We start from the raw sequence: 17,404 nt of genomic DNA, 5'->3' as shown, positions 1-17,404 counted from the left end.
CCGCCATGGAATGTAATCCACGCCGCCTGAACCGTCGTGCTCCGGCCTTCGTACTCTTCCTGGTGGTCGCGTCGTGCGGCCACGCGGTCCCCGCCCATGCGCAGAGCTGGGCGGAGAGCTGGTTCGACAATGTCACCTACACGTCGCCGGGAAGCTTCGAGGACCAGACCCGCGGCTATGTGACCGCGGGCGGGATGTCGGGCCGGGTCGATGTCCATGACGACTATCTCATGAGCCTGACGCTGCCCAAGGTGAAGGCGGGCTGCGGCGGCATCGACATGTTCCTCGGCGGTATGTCGTTCCTCGATCCGGAATATCTCGTCGAGAAACTGGAGACGATCCTCCAGGCCGCGCCCGCGGTCGCCTTCCAGTATCTCCTGGAAACCCTCGACGAGAAGATGGGTAACATCATCTCGAAGATGGAGGCGGCGACCAATTACCTGAACTCGATCCAGGTGAATGACTGCCGCCTCGCCAACCGGATGGTGCAGATCGCCAAGGGCGACGACAACATGTCGGGGATCCTCGAGGAGATGACCGGCTACAAGTCGATCCGCGAGGGTTATGCCAACAGCTGGCAGCAGAGCCGCGAGAAGATCCAGGCGAACAAGGGCAATCCGACCGAGGACCTGAAGGACGCGCTCGAGAATTGCCCGGCCGAGGTCACCGAGATCTTCAAGACCGGCTCGCTGCTCGCGCATGCCGCCGCCCGGGTCGGCGCTTCGGATTGGGCGGGCGTCATGCGGGCCAGGGTGGGCGACGTCTACATGCGCTGGGATGCGAACGACAAGGTACCGATCTTCTCGGCCATCCCCGCCTGCCCGCACCAGGACACCGAAAGCGCCGACGATTTCCTGACCGGGCGTGTACCGACCCGTGCGCTCAACATTCCCGCCACTGCCTCGGACTGCTCGGTGAACGGCGCCGGGCGCGGCGCTCTGGTGCTGGCGCGCGAGAAGATGGAATCGGTCGCCGCCAAGATCCGCACCCGCTCGGCGCTGACCACCGAGGAGAAGCAGTTCGTCGCCAACGTGCGGACCCTGCCGGTCTATCGCCTGCTCGAATGGGGCGTGCGCCAAGGCCTGACCGACAGCGTGATCGCCGACACCGACGAACTGGTGGCGCTCACCCTCGCCTACCAGATGCTCAACGACCTCACCCGCTCGATCGACTTCGCCCTCCAGAACGCCGAGCGCGGCGTCACCACAGCGAGCGCGGCGGACTCGGCGAATACGAACGTGTGCCAGACCCGCATCCTGACCAAAGGCATCGAGCAGCTTCGCGAGCTCCGGGACGAAGTTCTGCGCCAGCGTGCGCAGATGCGCCAGTCCTACATGGCCGCGATGAACCAGGCGAACCTCTCCGCCAGCTATGCCGGGGTCGTGCGCCAGCGTGACCGCGACGCCCGCGATGCCGCGGGCGCCAACGCCAATCGTAACCGGTGAGGCCCGCCATGCGCTCCATTCTTCGCCTGCTGATTGCCCTCGCCGGCTCGCTTGTCGCGACGCCGGCGCTGGCGATCGATTCCAGCTATTACACCTGGGACGGCTTTTCCGAGACCGTCGATGCGTTTCACCTGATCGCGATGATCTTCGGCGATCCGCGCTACGAGACGCTGGTGGTGATCATCGCGGTGGCGGGCATCGCCTTCGGCGCGGTGATCGCGAGCATCCGGGGCTCGGGCATGGGTCTCGTCGCCTTCGGCTTCCAGATGCTCGTCGGCATCGGCCTGTTCGCCGGGATGATCGCCACGACCGGCACGGTCCATGTCTACGACCGGGTGCGCAACGCCTACCAGCCGGTGGGCGATGTCCCCAATCTCATCGTGCTGGTCGCGGGCGTCACCAACCTGATGGAGCGGGCGCTTGCCGAGACGATCGACGACAACACCACCGATCCCAATGCCAAGCTCGAGTTCGGAGCGGGTGGTCACGCATTCGACCTGTTCCTGAACGCGGTGTCTCCGCGCAGCCCGATGGTCGATACCTTCCTCGATGCGACGGTGAAGGACTATGTGCGCCAGTGCTATCCTGTGGCGCGCGTCTCCCCGGCCTACGGTGTCGACGACGATCAACTCTTCCGAACCTCCACCGATCTTCCTGCGTCCTTCGCGGCGATGGCAGGCCCTGCGACCTTTTCGACGGTGTTCACGGCGAGTGACAAGGCGGGGACGACGGTGAGCTGCGAGGCGGCATGGAACCACATTTCCGAGCGTCTGTCGGATTCCACGCTGTTCGATGCCTACAGCGATCAGGTCTGCGCGCGCACCGGTTTCGACGTGACCCAGACGGCGCAGCGCGATCGCTGCCGCCAGCAGATCGACGGCCTGGGCGATATGATGCTGGGCCAGTCGATGAACCGGCAGAAGTTCCTCACCAACATCCTGCTCGGCCAGACCGTCGGCGACGTGCTCTTCGAGGATTCGCCGGCGGCGACCGCACGGGTGATGGCGAACCGCGCGATTGAGTCCAATGGCCTCGCCACGCTCTCTACGGCCAACGAGTGGATGCCGACCATCCGCGCCTCGGTCTTCGCGATCATGCTGATGATGATGCCGATCGCGCTCCTCTTCATCCTGACGCCGATCAACCTCAGGGTCGCGAGCTTCGCGCTCGGCCTGTTCGTCTTCGTCGCGCTGTGGGGCGTGATCGATGCCGGCATCTACCAGCTTACCCTGGGCCGGGCGATGGACGTGCTGGCCGAGCTGCGCGCGACCAGCGTTGCCGCCGACAGCTGGATCCTGGCGCCATCATCGGCGATGAAGGCGCTCGCCATCTTCGGCTCGTTCCGCACCGCTGCTGCTGGCCTGGCGGGCGCGTTCGTGTTCACGGTGTTCCGCTTCTCGGGGAACATGTTCACCGCCTTCACCTCGGGCATGCTCGGGGTCCAGGGCCAGGGCAGCATGGCAGCCGCCACGGTCGGGACCAACGAGGGCTACGCCTCGGCGCTTGAAGCCCAGGCTTCGGCGAGCGGCACCGCTGCGCGGCGATCGGCGTCCTCCGGGTTCGGCGACTTCGGCGAGCGAAGCAGTTTCGGTCTCGACCGGGCATTCGCCTCCTCCGGCACCGTGCTCGGCGAACAGGGCGGGGGCGCAAGCGGCACCGCCGCGTTCGGTCTTGGCCGGACCGACGCCGCGCGCGAGCTGGGTGGTCTCTCCCCTGCTCTCGCCGGGCGGGACCTCAGCGATCCGGCGACGGCCCGCGCCGTTCGCGCCAACGCCGCCACATCGGCGATCCATAACTTCGCCCAGGGCGATGCCTTGCGCAAGCTGGGCACGACGTATTTCGGGGAAGGCCAATCGGGCGAGCGGGCTTTCGCGACCTTCGCGCAGAACATGGTCCAGTGGAAGGCGTTCGGCGATCAACGCGTTTACGACATGATGCAGTCGGGCGCGCAGCGGCACTTTGAGCGCAGCGGCTATGACGCGAAGGATGCGGCGCTGAAGGCCTCCACCGTGATCGCGCAGGCAGGCGCCGATCCGACCTTCGCCAAGCTGACCGCCAACGCGTTCGACCAGGAGCAGATGCTGCGCAACGACCTGACTGCGGCTGAGACGCAGGTGGGCGCGATGGAGGGTCGGCGCGACTATGCAGGCGACAGGGTCGCTGCCGTCGAGCGCGGCAATGTCGCGACCGAGCAGGCGCATCGGACCGGCGGCAACCAGGGCCAGCGCCAGGCAGCCGCCACGCTCGGCCTCTCCGTCACCGAGACCAGTCGCCGCATCGGCTTCATCAACGCCCTTTCGGGCGAGGCGCGATCGAGCGCGATCAGCCAGCTTTCCCGCGCGACCGGGCGGAGCGAAGCGCAGGTGCTGCGCGCGCTGGAAAACTACAATGCCGCGGTCCAGGTCGGAACGGCCGATGGTGCGAGCGCCGAGGCCGCCCGCGAGGGCACGAGTGTCTATGGGCGCACGCGCGAAGCCGCGGGCTACGACTTCGCCGAGCGGTCGGGCAAGCTCGACGCGCAGCGCGAGATCGGGCCCGAAGGGGTTCGCAGCAATGCGCAGATCGGCGAACAGCGGCGGCAGGCGGACAATGCCGGCTTTGCTGGGGGAGCGGCGGCTGCGGGCGTTTCCGTGCGAGAAGCCGCGCGTCTCGATTCCTTCATCCGCGCGCTTGCCGGTACCGCCGGTAACCAGGTCGACATGGCCGAGGGCGGCGCGGAAGGTATCGCCGATCGCGCGCGAAACGAGCGCCTGACCGGGATTGTCGAGCGGGAGCGTCTTACTCGCACCCAGGCGCTGCTGCGCGCGCATGGTGTCGCAATGTCGAAGCGCCAGATCGCCATGGACCAGAATGGAGACCTCAGTCTTAATCTGACGCCGGAACTCGCGGCGCAGATGTGGCGCGGCGGTCTCATCAACGAGAGCCAGCTCGGCGCCATCGCCAATGGCGGGCATGCGCGCTTCAGTTTTGCGCACAACGATCTGCTCGTTTCCAGCAGTACCGGGTTCAGCCAGTCCGCGCGCAATGACACCAGCACGCGCTTCGAGGCCGGCAAGCAGGCAGGGCCCGACACGATCGAGCACTTCCTGGGCAGCGGCAAGGAAGGGCAAGCCGCCATGGCCAACTGGCTGCGTGGCGGGTTCGAGATGGACCGGCGCGGCAACTGGCGGCTGAAGCCCCAGGTGGCCGATACGCTGGAACGCGACGTCACCGCGATCATCGCGCAGACGGGGTGGCAAAGGTCGCTGTCACGTTCGGCGGAGCATTCCACAGTAGATAGCCAAAGCTTGTCGGGCCACATTACTGCTTCAGCGTCTCGTAGCGCCGGAAGCGCAGAGGACAAAGACGGTAAAGCCGGGAAGAGTGGCAGTGTCTCGGGGACTGCTGCTGCCAGCTTGGGCGCGGAGATTACGGACCGCGGGGGGTTCTCCGTTGCCGCACAATCCTCAATCGATATCGTAAACTATGATGTTCGTGAGGCGATCGCGGGAGCAGAACGAACTGCGGCCAAGTCATCAAGACCTGAAGAAGCATTTGCTCGGGAATTGAGCCAGAGAGTTCTGGGTAATGATGGGTTGCGGAATCGGTATCTGGAGCAGGCGGATTCCGGTCGTGGCACAGTCGATGTTACTGGCCCAATCACCTCGCTGGAACAATCTTCGATCCTAAAGTCGGGTCGATTAATGTCAGACCGGGACGATGGTTGGGCCGATGGGGAATCAAGCTTCAAAAGTCGGCGGGACAAATGAGGCTAGTCTTTGATCGCACCAATATGGCGGAGATGCTTCAAACCGGACCGCAGATCGAACGAATCCGTATAGGGGTCGATCAGCGATTTGGGAGGTTGCAGAGGCTGGCTAGCGATCGTCGTCCATTCGCCGCATTCAACCTTGGCTTTAAGGAAGCCATATCCCAGGACCGCAACCACCGTGACGGGATTGAACACGAAGATCAGCAGGACCATCGTGTTGGCGAGATAGATGTTCAGCCGGTCATAGGGGATGGTGATCATCAGCTCGAGGCCGATCCAGTAAAGCAGCGCGAGGGTCAGGTAGAGCTTGGCGTACCAGGGGCGCCAGAACCAATCGGCCGCGCGCGGCGATGGTGGGGGCGCCTCTTCTGCCGGTTCTACGTGATCAACATCCTGCATGTGCAGAGCCTTTCCGAAGAGGAGAATAGCACAGGTTCCCACAGCAGAGAAACCTGGCGCGGTGGGTCGAGGGAAAAGACGAGGCGAACCATCGCCGCCTTTCCCCACCCCACCTTCCTCCCTCCCCACACTCCACGCCGATGCTCACCGATTGATTTTCAGGCGAGATGGCCGCTGCCGCCCCGGAGGTCACTGTGACGAAGGGCAAGCGGTCAGACCCTGGCCCCGCTCTGTCGCCGCGAGCCGAGGCCGCCATCATGCGTCTGGCAGAGCTTCTTGGCCGCCAGATCGCGCGGGAACTGCACGAAGAGCGAAACCGGCAGAGGGAACAGAAGGATAATTCGCCGGAGCAGCCCTAATGGGGCTAGGTGCATGCACTAACAGGAGGGTCGGTTGCTGCTTGTCAGGAGGTAGGGGATGGGCGGAAGCGCTGTGTAACGCTGATTTTGCCCGGTTCAGCGACGAAGGCCGGTCGGTCATGATGACTCATCGCGGCAAGGGCACTATGCGCGCCTGCGAGCCAGACGAAATGCAGATCAATGTCGTACGGCATGGGTTTTCCTGCACGGATGTTTGCCGAGCGCGAAATTTTGAGTAGCTGAAGTGAAAGCAGTCCACGACAATGTCCGTCGTCAGCGCCAATGGCACAGATTTGAGGTTGTAAGTTAAGGAGGGTTTGGGCTTCTTCGTAGTGACGAAGGAACGAAGATGAAGCCCAAACCCTCCTTAAGAAAATCGCCGACGAAGGCTTCGGCGGAAGCGGTAGTGAAGGACATCCGGCGTCAGACCCGACGCCATTTCTCGGCCGAGGACAAGATCCGGATCGTACTGGAAGGCCTGCGCGGCGACGACAGCATTGCCGAGCTGTGCCGCAAGGAAGGCATCGCGCAGAGTCTGTATTACACCTGGTCGAAGGAATTCATGGAGGCAGGCAAACGGCGCTTGGCTGGTGACACCGCCCGTGCCGCGACCACCGGGGAGGTGCAGGATCTGCGCCGCGAAGCCCGTGCCCTGAAGGAATGCGTGGCCGACCTGACGCTGGAAAACCGGTTGCTCAAAAAAAGCATGATCGCGGATGGGGGCGACGAAGAATGAGGTATCCCGCATCCGAGAAGCTCGAGATCATCCGGATCGTCGAGCAGTCGCACTTGCCCGCCAAGCGCACGCTGGATCAACTCGGCGTCTCCCGCCGGACGTTCTATCGCTGGTATGACCGCTTCCTGGAAGGCGGGCCGGAGGCGCTGGAAGATCGGCCATCGGCGCCGAGCCGGGTGTGGAACCGCATCAGCGAGGACATCCAGGAGCAGATCGTCGAGATGGCGCTGGATCACAGCGAGTTGTCACCGCGTGAACTGGCGGTGCGCTTCACCGACGAGAAGCGCTACTTCGTGTCGGAAGCCACGGTTTACCGCCTGCTGAAGGCCCATGACCTGATTACCAGCCCGGCCTATGTCGTGATCAAGGCCTCCGATCAGTTCCACACCAGGACCACGCGGGTGAACGAGATGTGGCAGACCGACTTCACCTACTTCAAGATCATCGGGTGGGGCTGGATGTATCTGTCAACCGTGCTCGACGACTTCTCGCGCTATATCATCGCCTGGAAGCTATGCACCAACATGCGGGCCGAGGATGTCACCGACACGCTGGACCTCGCCCTCAAGGCTTCGGGCTGCGACAACGCCACCGTGCTGCACAAGCCCAGGCTGCTGTCGGATAATGGCCCCAGCTACATCGCGGGGGAGCTCGCGGAATACATCGAAGCTCGAAAGATGAGCCATGTGCGCGGCGCCCCGTGCCATCCGCAAACCCAGGGCAAGATCGAACGCTGGCACCAGACCCTGAAGAACCGCATCCTGCTGGAAAACTACTTCCTACCCGGCGACCTCGAGGCCCAGATCGAGGCCTTCGTCGAGCACTACAACCACCAGCGCTACCACGAGAGCCTGAACAATGTGACGCCCGCCGACGTCTACTTCGGCAGGGCTCCGGCCATCATCAAACAGCGCGAAAGGATCAAGCGACAGACCATCGAGCATCGGCGCTTGCTTCACCGCAAGCTCGCCGCCTAACATCAACCCCCAGATGAGGCCCGCACTCCGCTAATTTACGCCGCAAGTTGCGCCAAATGTTCTGACGACGGACAGCTGGTCGTACGTCGAATAGCCTTCGCCATTCGCCATGACCTGCTCGAATTGGGGGCCGATGATCTCCCAAATGTCGGGCCAGACTTCGGCCGCAGGTCTGCCCAAGGCCCCCGGATGACGATCTCCTGGGATTGGCGCCCACGCATCGTTGTAAAGCAGGCGAAGCTCGGGGCTCCAGTAGATCGCAGTCGGAAAGCTTGAATGCAGGCAGATGCCAAGCGCCGAACGAAGCGACTGCGGCCATTGCGCGATCGGCCCCAGTGGCGTGTCGGCCCAAGCGTGATCGCGGATACGTTGGCCCATGTCTCCGCCGCCATGCAGGAAATTTGCATTGGCGAAATCATCGTCAATGGCGGTCATGGCAGATCGCTATTGCACCCACGTGCGCTGACGGCAGAGGGTTCGCTCGCCATGCGGCGAAGTGATCGCAGCAGTACAACACGGGATCCTGTATTCATTGGGGCACAGATTACCTTTCGATAGAGCGGTCTTCAAACTCCTTGATGCGGGAAAGGTTCTCCAAGTACCAGTCCCAGGAAAGCCTGGGGTTGGCCCTCCGCAATGGCGGATCACGGCGATATCGCGATCGAACTGCCTACGCAGCCGAATACGAGAGTCGCGTACCGTGGTTCAGACGCCTGCTTCCTCGAAGACCTTTTTCATGATCGGCAGCGCGGTCATCGCAGGTGGCCATCCCGCATAGAACGCAATCTGTGTCGCGGCCTCGAGGCTTCACGGTGCTGCCCCGCTATGCCCGCGCCGCCTTCGGGCGCCCAGAAGAGATCCTGGTAGTTGAAGGCACGCCTGGAGTCGTCGACATGCTCTGGCTGATTCATCGTTCCGAGTGGTCCCTGCCCGCGCGTGCCGCCTGTGTCGTGGAGGAACTACGCGCACGGTCTGGGAACCTTGCCTAGGGCTGGGTTCGGTGGGGGTGCAAGTCAATCCGTTGTGCGGCTGAGCAATATTTCTGGGTGCCGTGAGGTCTCCGACAGGTGATCTCATCGGTTTTCGCCAAGTTGGGCTATGGGGCTCACGTTCCAGATTGCCCCATTAGCATCTGGATATAATCGTTCGAGAGAATGGTGGTAACCTTTTCCTGCTGGATCCAATTCGCACGGTTCACATGCCATCCTAGCGGCGGCATCGAGACTGACTCCGAAGAGCGAACGAAACTGAATCGCCGTTGCACTCGAGGCTCGTCGATGCGCCGTCGAGCATTGCGCTCTCAGATTAGGAAGGTGTCTGCTACGCGCCCTTGCACGAACCCGCTCGCGCGGGAGGGGCGCGTGGGGCGGCGTAGCGTGGTATATGTAGGCCTTTAGCGGGGAGAGGCTGGCAGTTCCTTTAACGGAGAGGAACTTGCCATGACTGTCTCAATCAATACCGCACCGATCAGCCCGCTACGCCAGCGGATGCAGCACGACATGATGATGCGGGGGCTCGGTCCCCACACCCAGCAGGACTACGTGCGCCATGTGAAGCGCCTTGCAGCCTTCCTCGGGCGCCCTCCCGATACGGCTACGGAAGAGGATCTGCGCCGCTTTCAGCTCATGCAGCATGAGAGCGGGGTCAGGCCGAGCACCATCAACGGCACAGTGTCGGCCTTGCGCTTCCTGTATAACGTCACGCTCAAGCGCCGCGATCTGGCGCGGGCCCTGGTCGTCACCCGCATCGTGCCCCGGCTGCCCGAAGTGTTGAGCGTCGAGGAAGCCGCACGGTTGCTGCAGTCGGCGCCGGGCATGAAGTACAAGGCGGCGCTGGGCGTGGCCTATGGCGCAGGCCTGCGCGTGTCGGAAGTCGCCCACCTCAAGGTCGACGATATCGACAGCACGCGCATGCTGATCCGCGTCGAACAGGGCAAGGGCGGCAAGGATCGCAATGCGATGCTCTCGCCCCAACTGCTCGAACTGCTGCGGATGTGGTGGCGAGAGGGCAGGAAGCGCGGGGTGCTGATCGCGCATGGCTGGCTGTTTCCCGGCCAGAACGTCACTGATCCGATCTCGACCCGGCAGTTGCACCGCGCGGTTCAGGAGGCGGCCGAGGTGGCGGGCATCCGCAAGCGCGTCAGTCCGCACACCCTGCGCCATTCCTTCGCCACACATCTGCTCGAGCAGGATGTCGATATCCGCGTGATCCAGGTCCTGCTCGGCCACAGCAAGCTGGAGACCACGGCGCTCTACACCAAGGTCTCCACCCGCACGATCCACGCCGTGTCGAGCCCGCTCGACCAGTTGATGGCGCTGATGGAGGGCAAGCCGCCCACAGGGTCAGCCGACGCCGGTTGAACCGGTGCGCGCCGACCTCGAGGTCGCGGACATCTTCCGTTCGGCCGGGCCGGCCTACCGGGCGAGCCATGCCGGGCACCTGAGCCTTACTCAGCTCAAGGTGATGTCTGCGATCGAGACCTGCCGGACCGCAGCCCTGGGCGGACACGTCGAGGCCTGTCAGGACTGCGGGCACTGGCGGGTCGCCTACAACAGCTGCCGCAACCGGCATTGCCCAAAATGCCAGGGCGCCGCCGCGCGCACCTGGCTGGCCGAACGGGAGGCCGACCTGCTTCCCGTCGGCTACTTCCATGTCGTCTTCACGCTACCCGCTGAGGTCGCCGACATCGCGTGGCAGAACAAGGCGCTGGTCTACGATCTGTTGTTCAAGACGGCCGCGCACACGATGCTGACCATCGCCGCCGACCCCCGCCATCTGGGCGCCCGGATCGGGATCACCGCCGTCCTCCACACCTGGGGATCGGCAATGACCCACCATCCGCATGTCCACATGATCGTGCCGGGCGGCGGTATCGCGCCCGATGCAAGTCGCTGGATCTCCTCGCGTCCGGCCTTTCTCCTGCCGGTGCGCGTGCTGGGAGCGCTGTTCCGGCGACTGTTCCTCACCCGGCTGAACGCGCTGCACGGTGCCGGCAAGCTCGCCTTCTTCGGCTCCCTGACCGATCTGACAGAGCGGCGGGCCTTCCAGCGTCACCTTGCCCCGGCGCGCAAGAAACGCTGGGTGGTCTATGCCAAGCCGCCCTTTGCCGGGCCGGAAGCGGTGCTCGCCTACCTGTCGCGCTACACGCACCGCGTTGCCATCTCGAACCGGCGCCTCGTCGCCTTCGACGCGAACGGCGTGACCTTGCGCTACAAGGACTATCGCCGCGATGGGCCCGATCGCCAGCGGGTCATGACGCTCACCGCAAACGAGTTCATTCGCCGCTTCCTGCTCCACGTCCTGCCACGCGGCTTCCACCGCATCCGCCATTACGGCCTGCTCGCCAGCGCCGCACGCCACGACAATCTCGCGCTCGCCCGCCGCCTGCTTGCGGTCACCCCGGAGACGGAGGCGCCAGAGCCCGAAGCCGAGCCCGACACCTGTGCGCCATGCCCGTGCTGCGGCGGGCTCATGATCGTCATCGAAACCTTCCCGCGCTGGAGCCAGCCCCGCGCGCCGCCCAGGCCCAGCCCGCCAATCCGGGAGCGCGCCGCATGACCCGGCATGATCCGCCTCTCACCATGGCCCCGCAGAGCGCGCGGTGGTCAGAGGGCCGACCTGCCCCCGGCACGCGCCGCGCCTACGTCCGCTCCTGGTATCAACGTCGACAGCCCGGAAAACGCATCTCCGGCGCATCCAGACACCCGCCCCTGCGCTGCTGTCCTGCGTCCATCAACCTGCGCACTTCACCCCGCCAGATCACACCAAAGCGCAAATCCCCATAGCCCAGCCTATCGGCCCCGCGGGTTCCTGCATGGGAGGCTTTCGTACGCAAGCGCCCGAAAACCTTCACCAAGCCGGTCGTTCAATCGCGATGTTGCTGCGCTTGGAAGCGGACCTTCAGCTATGACGTAGCCTGGGACATTTCTGCCGTTCCTAGGTAATGTGTAGAATGGCAAGTCTTGCCAGGAGCCGACGTCCAGCGTTGCCTTGGAGCAATTCCTGCGCATCCATATCGGCAAGCGTTCTGCAGATGGTCAATGTGGCCATAGGAGAACGATCATGGAAATGCTTGGAACAGAATCCGCCGTCACTAAGCGCGTGGTTTGGAACGCCGGAAGGGCCGTGGGTGCGAAGCGAGCCCTGAAACCGAAACAGATCTGGGAAATCCGGTTCTACCTCAATCAGCGCCGCCGCCTGCGAGACGCTTATCAAAAATCCTTCTTGTAAGTCGCTGAATAGCGTTCGCGCATATGCCCCTCGACCGTGATTGAAGCATAGTGTGGCGTTTCGCCCGCAGATAGGCAGGATGGTATGCACGCGATCCGATGTTCAGGGTTGCCAGAAAAGAAGAAGGGCACTGAATAGCGTTCCCGGCCTGACCGGTTGATCACACGGTGGATGGTGGAGCGATAGCGGCCGTTGGTCCAGCGTGCCATCATGTCGCCCAGGTTGATGATGAAGGAGCCGTTCAGCGGCTGGGCTGCCAGCCAGCGCGCGCCGTCATGGTCCCACACTTCCAGCCCGCCGATCCCGTCTTGCATCAGCACCGTGATGGCGCCGAAATCGGTATGCGCGCCGCAGCCCTTTTCATCGGGATGCGGGTTGGCTTCTTGCGCAGGATAATGGAGCAGCCGCAGCGTCGCGATGGGGGATGCTTGGAAATCCGCGAAATAGTCCGCGTCCAGCCCCAGAGACAGCGCCAGCCCTTCCAGCAGCACTGCTATCAGGTTGCGCATCGTCGCATAATATTCCTCCATCGTGGCGCGAAAGTCGGGCAGGTCTTCGGGCCAGACATTGGGGCCGGTGTTGAAGAATTTCTGCGCCCGTTCATCGTCCGCCGCCACTTCCGCGCCAATATAGTAGCCCTCCTTGAGGTCGGGCGGGGAATCCGGTTCCAGCGTCTGGCCACGCAGCGGTTCATAGCCGCGATTGGCTTTAGAAAGAGTCATTGCCCCTTCCATCTTGCGCTCCATCGGTTGAGCGAAGAAGGCCGCGCTCTGCGCGAAGACCCGCGCCAGCAGCGTCGGGTCGATGCCATGGCCGACGCAATAGAAAAAGCCCTTATCTAGGCAAGCGGTGCGGATCGCCTGCACCACGGCGGCACGGGCGCCTGCGTCCGAACCAAGCAGGCTGGAAATATCCACCGTCGGCAGGGTCAGCGCATCGTCCCGCTCAATCGTATCCCCTGTTAGGGTCAGCGTCATCTCATATCCTCACTCGAGTTAAACATCGGCGGCCATTGTTCCTGTCTAGTCGCTCGAAAAAAAGCATCGATTATAGCCCACCCCGATGCCGAAACGAGGACGTTGACTGAATCAGGATTATGGCCCACGAGCGGCCATGTCCAACCGCGCCCATCGTTTTCATGCCCCCATGATCGTTTATTTCGACGCTATCCGCCGTGCGGGTTCGGTTCGGGAGGCGGCACGGCGACTGAACGTCGCATCTTCGGCCGTGAACCGGCAATTGCTGAAGCTGGAGGATGAACTGGGCACGCCGCTGTTCGACCGGCTGCCCAGCGGGCTGAAACTCACCCATGCAGGCGCGACATTCGCCCGCCATGCGATTGAGGTGCTGCAGGACGCCGAACGAGTACGGTCGGAGCTGGAAGCGATGCAAGGCCTACGGTCGGGCCATCTCGAGATCGCAGCGGTGGAGGCACTGACGTCGGGCCTCCTCCCCGACGTGCTGCTGCAACTGCGCGAACGCCATCCGCGCATTACCGTGGGGGTCAGCGTGCTGGGGTCGGCCGCTATTTCCGCCGCGGTCATCGGCGGCGATGCGGACATGGGTATCGCCTTTGGCGTGGATCGGACGTCCGACTTGCGCCAGATGTCGCACAGCCGCCTGCCGCTCGGCGCGACCATGCGGCGCGACCATCCGCTCGCGGGCAACAAACGCCTAACGCTGGCGACCTGCCTGTCCCATTCGCTGATCCTGCCCAAAGCGGACCTATCGATCCGCCAGCAATTGCAACGCGCGCTGGGCAAGTTACCCCAGGGCGCGGTGGAGACCAGCTCGGTCGAACTGGCCAAGCAGCTGACGATGCGCGGGCTGGGCATTTCCTTCCAAACGCGGATCGGCATCGAGGATGAGATCGAGCGAGGCGAACTGGTCCATATTCCCATCGCCCGGCCCGCCTATCTTCAAGCCGACCTGGGCATCTATGTCCGGTCCGCGCGCAATCCGCCCATTGCTGTCCATGCGCTGGTGGACCTGCTGAACGCGGCGCTCGCCCGATGCGCGACAGTCGCAGGCGAAGCCGAACCGGCCGCACCCCCATCATCCACCTGAAAGCCCATCATGACGCAGACGCAAGATATCCAGTTTTCCGAAATGTCCTATGACCAGTTTCTGACCGATGTCGAAACCATCGCCAGCGCGGTCGAACGGGATCCGTGGGTGCCCGACTATATCGTCGGCATCGGCCGGGGCGGGCTGGTCCCCGCGACATTCCTGTCGCACCGCATGGGCATTGCCATGCTGTCCATCGACCATAGTTCGAAGGTGCACGCCTTTTCGGATTCGCTGCTGGTCCATCTGGCCGCTTGCACCCAGCTGGGCGAGAAATATCTGTTCGTCGACGACATCAACGACAGCGGCAAGACCATCGCCCGCTTCCGGTCGCTGCTGATCGACAATGGCGGGTTGGCCGACAATGTGCGCTTTGCCGTGCTGATCAACAATGTCCGTTCGCGCGAGACGGTGGACCATGCGTCGCGCAATATCGACCGGCGGGTCGACAAGCGGTGGTTCATCTTCCCTTGGGGGTCGGTGGCGACCCGCGCCATGCAGGAACAGGATGCGCGCGAGGATCCCGAGCGGCTGAGCCTGTAGGGCGCGCGACTGGCCGGCTATACGCCGGCCAGTGCCTCCTGCCCGGTATCGGCGGCGGCATAGCGGCGGGCCAGCACGGCGCAGACCATCAGCTGGATCTGGTGAAAGAACATCAGCGGCAGGATGATCGCGCCCACCTGCGACGCGGAAAACAGCACGCCGGCCATCGGCACGCCCGACGCCAGGCTCTTTTTCGAGCCGCAAAATTGCAGCACGATACTGTCTTCCCGGTTGAAGCCCAGCCATTTGCCCAGCGCATGGCTGAGCAGCAGCACGACCGACAGCAACAGCACGGAAAGCCCCGCAATCCGGGCAAGGTCGCCCGGCGTGACGCGGTTCCACAGCCCCTCCACCACCGCCGCGCTGAAGGCGGTATAGACCACCAGCAGGATCGATCCGCGATCAACCATGGTCAGCAGCTTCTTTTGCCGGGCGATCCAGGCGCCGATCCACGGCCGCAGGAAGTGGCCCGCCAGAAAGGGCAGCAGCAACTGGACCGCGATGGTCACGACCGCGTCGCCGGAAAAGCCGCCCTGCCGCCCGGTTATGAGGAAGGCGACCATCAGCGGGGTGATGAAAATGCCCGCCAGGTTGGAAAAGGAGGCGCTGCACACCGCCGCCGCGACATTGCCCCGCGCCATGGCGGTGAAGGCGATGGACGATTGTACGGTGGAAGGCAGTAGAGTGAGGAACAGCATGCCCGTGCCCAGCGCGGGATCGATGCCCGGGATCGCCCGGACGGCCAAGCCCAGCAGCGGGAACACCGCAAAGGTAATCAGCGCCACCGTCAGGTGCAGCCGCCAGTGGCGCGCGCCGTCGATCACCGCCTGCCGCGACAGGCGCGCGCCATGCATGAAGAAGAGGATGACGATGCCGATGTCGGCGCAGCCCTCCGCGACCGTCGCCGCCATCCCCCGCACCGGCAGGAAGGACGCCAGCAGCACCATGCCGAGCAGCAGCAGGATATAGCTGTCGATGTTCAGCCGTGCCAGCAGCGCTTTCACGAGGCGCTGCCTTCGATGGAAACATGGGCGGACACGATCTTCCACCCGTCCGGGAAGCGGATCCAGGTCTGGCTCTGGCGGCCGCGCCGGTCGGACCCTTCGCGGAAAAATTCGATATTTGCGATGGCGGCGTCAGGACCGAAGGCAGCGACCGCGACCCGGCCGACGCGGCGCGGGGGGGAACCGCCACGCCCTTTGCGGAAGTCGCGAATCTCGTCCATGCCGTACAGCACTTCGCCCACGCCATAGCGCACGGTGGTCGGCGCGTCATGGAACAGCGCGTCCATCTCTGCCAGATCGTCCGCCATCAGCGCGCGTTCATAGCGGTCCAACTGCGCCGTCACTTCCGCCACAACCCCTGCATCGTTCATGGTCATCGTCCTTCCCCTTTTGCCGCGATCAGGCCCCTGCCCTCCAGCAGGGTCGCATAATCGATCAGGGCGCTGTCGCGGCCCTTCGCCGCGATCAGTTGCACCCCCATGGGCAGCCCCTCCACCGGCAGGGGCGCGGCCACCACGGGCAGGCCCAGAAAGCTGATCGGCTGCGTGTAGAGGCCCAGATTTGCGCGGGCCGGTTGCGGCGCGCCATCGATGGGGATGGTGGGATCGTCGATACGCGGCGCCGGGCCGAAGGTGGCCGGCGCGATCAGCACATCATGGTCAGCCAGCGCGCGCTCCACATACTCAGCAAAGACGCTGCGGAAGGCCATGGCCTGCGCATATATGGCATCCGGCAGCGCCGCGCCCGCAATCAGTCGGTCGCGCGTCGCCGGATCGTAGGACAGCGGATCGGCCGCCAGCGCGTCGCGATGCAGGCGCCCGCCCTCATAAGCGGTGAGCAGAAAGGCCGCCGATCGCGCCCGCGCCACATCCGGCAGGTCGACCACCGGCAGCCTGCCCAATCTAGCGGAAAGGCGGTCCAGCGCCGCCGCCATGTCGGGCGCCAGATTGGCCGCGAACCAGCCGCCCAGCAGAGCGGGGCGGCCGAGCGGCGGGGCGTCGTCCGCGCCGCCGCGCAACACCGCGTCGACCAGCGCCAGATCCCGGGCGCTGCGCGTGAAGGCGCCGATATCGTCCAGCGTGTGGACAAAGGGATAGGCTCCCGCCAGCGGCAGCGAGTCATGGGTCGGCTTCGTCCCATAAATGCCGCAGAGGCTGGCCGGAATGCGGATCGATCCATTGGTGTCGGACCCCAGGGCGAACGGCAGCATGCCCGCCGCCACCGCCGCCGCCGACCCGCCCGACGATCCGCCTGCGAACCGGGCCGGATCGTGCGGGTTGCGGGTGATGCCCCAATGCGCATTGTCGGTCACGAAGCCATAAGCGAACTCGTCCATGTTGAGCGTCGCCACCAAGACCGCGCCTGCCGCGCGCAGCCGCACGATCGCTTCGGCGTCGGCGGTGGCGGGCGGCGCATCCCTCAGCCGTGCGGCGCCCGCCGTGGTCGGCAGGCCGGCGACGTCGAACAGGTCCTTGACGCCATAAGGCACGCCGGCGAGCGGGCCGGGATCCTGCCCGGCGGCCAGCTGCGCATCGACCGCCGCCGCTTCCGCCAGCGCCCGGTCGCGCAGGGTACGCGTCACCGCGATGATCGCCGGGTTGCGCGCGGCGATGCGGTCCAGCGCCGCGGTCGCCAGCGCCACCGCCGACAGCCGCCCGGACCGGACCGCATCGGCGCAGGCGCCGACGCCCCATGTCGACAGGTCGGTCATGCCTGCCCGCCGCGCAGCAGGTCGGCATGGCCTTGCAGCAGGCGGGCATTGGCCGCCACGCCCGCTACGCATGCATCGGGCAGGTCCATGCCGATCCGCGCCGCGATTTCGGCGGCCAGATCCACGTCGGCCGTTTGCGTGAAGAGGGGGGCGAAGGGGGGCGTGTCGGGGTTCATGGACCT

15 protein-coding genes and 1 pseudogene are annotated in these 17,404 nt (G+C 64.6%); 8 read left to right on the top strand and 8 right to left on the bottom strand.

Annotation, left to right across the window (positions count from 1 at the left end):
* The first annotated feature begins 5 nt into the window (after positions 1-5).
* Entirely contained in the window at positions 6-1,445 is a 1,440-nt protein-coding gene (locus tag CA833_RS20145; RefSeq protein WP_207080949.1) for a conjugal transfer protein TraH, read from the top strand.
* 8 nt (positions 1,446-1,453) lie between these two features.
* Positions 1,454-5,194 (top strand): conjugal transfer protein TraG N-terminal domain-containing protein, encoded by a 3,741-nt coding sequence (locus tag CA833_RS20140; protein ID WP_207080948.1) that lies wholly within the window; start codon positions 1,454-1,456, stop codon positions 5,192-5,194.
* Between the two features lie 2 nt (positions 5,195-5,196).
* Here the strand turns inward: CA833_RS20140 and CA833_RS20135 are convergent, their stop codons facing one another.
* Both CA833_RS20135 and CA833_RS20130 read right to left on the bottom strand, forming a co-directional pair.
* Positions 5,197-5,595: a hypothetical protein gene (locus CA833_RS20135; protein WP_207080947.1), complete on the bottom strand. Its 399-nt coding sequence runs from the start codon at positions 5,593-5,595 to the stop codon at positions 5,197-5,199.
* A 403-nt stretch (positions 5,596-5,998) separates the two neighbouring features.
* Positions 5,999-6,148, bottom strand: a complete 150-nt coding sequence (locus CA833_RS20130) for a hypothetical protein (RefSeq protein ID WP_207080946.1) — start codon at positions 6,146-6,148, stop codon at positions 5,999-6,001.
* A gap of 155 nt (positions 6,149-6,303) precedes the next feature.
* Here CA833_RS20130 and CA833_RS20125 point away from each other — a divergent pair.
* Positions 6,304-7,667 (top strand): IS3 family transposase gene (locus tag CA833_RS20125; protein ID WP_207080945.1). Its coding sequence is split into 2 segments (ribosomal slippage): positions 6,304-6,651 and positions 6,654-7,667, totalling 1,362 coding nucleotides; the frame shifts between segments, so codons are not numbered across the junction.
* A gap of 30 nt (positions 7,668-7,697) precedes the next feature.
* Here the strand turns inward: CA833_RS20125 and CA833_RS20120 are convergent.
* Positions 7,698-8,102, bottom strand: coding sequence for a hypothetical protein (locus CA833_RS20120; protein ID WP_207080944.1), 405 nt, complete (start codon positions 8,100-8,102; stop codon positions 7,698-7,700).
* A 1,004-nt stretch (positions 8,103-9,106) separates the two neighbouring features.
* On the opposite strand from CA833_RS20120, the gene CA833_RS20115 reads away from it, so the two are divergent.
* From CA833_RS20115 to CA833_RS20105, 3 genes and pseudogenes are all read left to right on the top strand, one after another.
* Positions 9,107-10,027 (top strand): site-specific integrase, encoded by a 921-nt coding sequence (locus CA833_RS20115; RefSeq protein ID WP_207080943.1) that lies wholly within the window; start codon positions 9,107-9,109, stop codon positions 10,025-10,027.
* Between the two features lie 4 nt (positions 10,028-10,031).
* Positions 10,032-11,225, top strand: coding sequence for an IS91 family transposase (locus CA833_RS20110; protein ID WP_207080942.1), 1,194 nt, complete (start codon positions 10,032-10,034; stop codon positions 11,223-11,225).
* A 504-nt stretch (positions 11,226-11,729) separates the two neighbouring features.
* Positions 11,730-11,873: pseudogene (locus CA833_RS20105) on the top strand (integrase); the annotation flags it as partial.
* Between the two features lie 5 nt (positions 11,874-11,878).
* On the opposite strand, the gene CA833_RS20100 reads toward CA833_RS20105, so the two are convergent.
* On the bottom strand, positions 11,879-12,874 hold the full coding sequence (locus tag CA833_RS20100) for an isopenicillin N synthase family oxygenase (RefSeq protein WP_207080941.1): 996 nt from the start codon (positions 12,872-12,874) through the stop codon (positions 11,879-11,881).
* A 136-nt stretch (positions 12,875-13,010) separates the two neighbouring features.
* On the opposite strand from CA833_RS20100, the gene CA833_RS20095 reads away from it, so the two are divergent.
* Entirely contained in the window at positions 13,011-13,964 is a 954-nt protein-coding gene (locus tag CA833_RS20095) for a LysR family transcriptional regulator (protein ID WP_207080940.1), read from the top strand.
* A gap of 9 nt (positions 13,965-13,973) precedes the next feature.
* Positions 13,974-14,507: a phosphoribosyltransferase gene (locus CA833_RS20090; RefSeq protein ID WP_207080939.1), complete on the top strand. Its 534-nt coding sequence runs from the start codon at positions 13,974-13,976 to the stop codon at positions 14,505-14,507.
* Positions 14,508-14,524: 17 nt separating this feature from the next.
* Here the strand turns inward: CA833_RS20090 and CA833_RS20085 are convergent, their stop codons facing one another.
* Genes CA833_RS20085 through CA833_RS20070 form a run of 4 tightly spaced genes read right to left on the bottom strand, consistent with a single transcriptional unit; the run spans position 14,525 to position 17,398 of the window.
* Entirely contained in the window at positions 14,525-15,511 is a 987-nt protein-coding gene (locus CA833_RS20085) for a bile acid:sodium symporter family protein (RefSeq protein ID WP_207080938.1), read from the bottom strand.
* Positions 15,508-15,888 carry an oxalurate catabolism protein HpxZ gene (gene hpxZ, locus CA833_RS20080; protein WP_207080937.1) on the bottom strand — a complete coding sequence of 127 codons (381 nt, stop codon included), beginning with the start codon at positions 15,886-15,888 and terminating at the stop codon, positions 15,508-15,510. Before hpxZ ends, CA833_RS20085 begins: the two co-directional genes overlap by 4 nt.
* Positions 15,885-17,222, bottom strand: a complete 1,338-nt coding sequence (locus CA833_RS20075) for an AtzE family amidohydrolase (protein ID WP_207080936.1) — start codon at positions 17,220-17,222, stop codon at positions 15,885-15,887. Before CA833_RS20075 ends, hpxZ begins: the two co-directional genes overlap by 4 nt.
* On the bottom strand, positions 17,219-17,398 hold the full coding sequence (locus tag CA833_RS20070) for an alpha/beta hydrolase (protein ID WP_207080935.1): 180 nt from the start codon (positions 17,396-17,398) through the stop codon (positions 17,219-17,221). The genes CA833_RS20075 and CA833_RS20070 overlap by 4 nt, the downstream gene beginning before the upstream one ends.
* Positions 17,399-17,404 lie beyond the last annotated feature (6 nt).

Origin of the sequence: Novosphingobium sp. KA1 (assembly GCF_017309955.1) — a bacterium.
Classification (GTDB): Bacteria; Pseudomonadota; Alphaproteobacteria; order Sphingomonadales; family Sphingomonadaceae; genus Novosphingobium.
Note: the sequence above shows the minus strand (reverse complement) of the source record. Positions and strands in the feature narration are given on the sequence as shown.

Excerpts from the sequence above, each read along its gene's own strand:
- CA833_RS20075 (WP_207080936.1), bottom strand. The coding sequence starts at position 17,222 with ATGACCGACCTGTCGACATGGGGCGTCGGCGCCTGCGCCGATGCGGTC.
- hpxZ (WP_207080937.1), bottom strand. The coding sequence starts at position 15,888 with ATGACCATGAACGATGCAGGGGTTGTGGCGGAAGTGACGGCGCAGTTG.
- CA833_RS20095 (WP_207080940.1), top strand. The coding sequence starts at position 13,011 with ATGTCCAACCGCGCCCATCGTTTTCATGCCCCCATGATCGTTTATTTC.
- CA833_RS20140 (WP_207080948.1), top strand. The coding sequence starts at position 1,454 with ATGCGCTCCATTCTTCGCCTGCTGATTGCCCTCGCCGGCTCGCTTGTC.
- CA833_RS20145 (WP_207080949.1), top strand. The coding sequence starts at position 6 with ATGGAATGTAATCCACGCCGCCTGAACCGTCGTGCTCCGGCCTTCGTA.
- CA833_RS20090 (WP_207080939.1), top strand. The coding sequence starts at position 13,974 with ATGACGCAGACGCAAGATATCCAGTTTTCCGAAATGTCCTATGACCAG.
- CA833_RS20100 (WP_207080941.1), bottom strand. The coding sequence starts at position 12,874 with ATGACGCTGACCCTAACAGGGGATACGATTGAGCGGGACGATGCGCTG.
- CA833_RS20070 (WP_207080935.1), bottom strand. The coding sequence starts at position 17,398 with ATGAACCCCGACACGCCCCCCTTCGCCCCCCTCTTCACGCAAACGGCC.
- CA833_RS20135 (WP_207080947.1), bottom strand. The coding sequence starts at position 5,595 with ATGCAGGATGTTGATCACGTAGAACCGGCAGAAGAGGCGCCCCCACCA.
- CA833_RS20120 (WP_207080944.1), bottom strand. The coding sequence starts at position 8,102 with ATGACCGCCATTGACGATGATTTCGCCAATGCAAATTTCCTGCATGGC.
- CA833_RS20115 (WP_207080943.1), top strand. The coding sequence starts at position 9,107 with ATGACTGTCTCAATCAATACCGCACCGATCAGCCCGCTACGCCAGCGG.
- CA833_RS20130 (WP_207080946.1), bottom strand. The coding sequence starts at position 6,148 with ATGCCGTACGACATTGATCTGCATTTCGTCTGGCTCGCAGGCGCGCAT.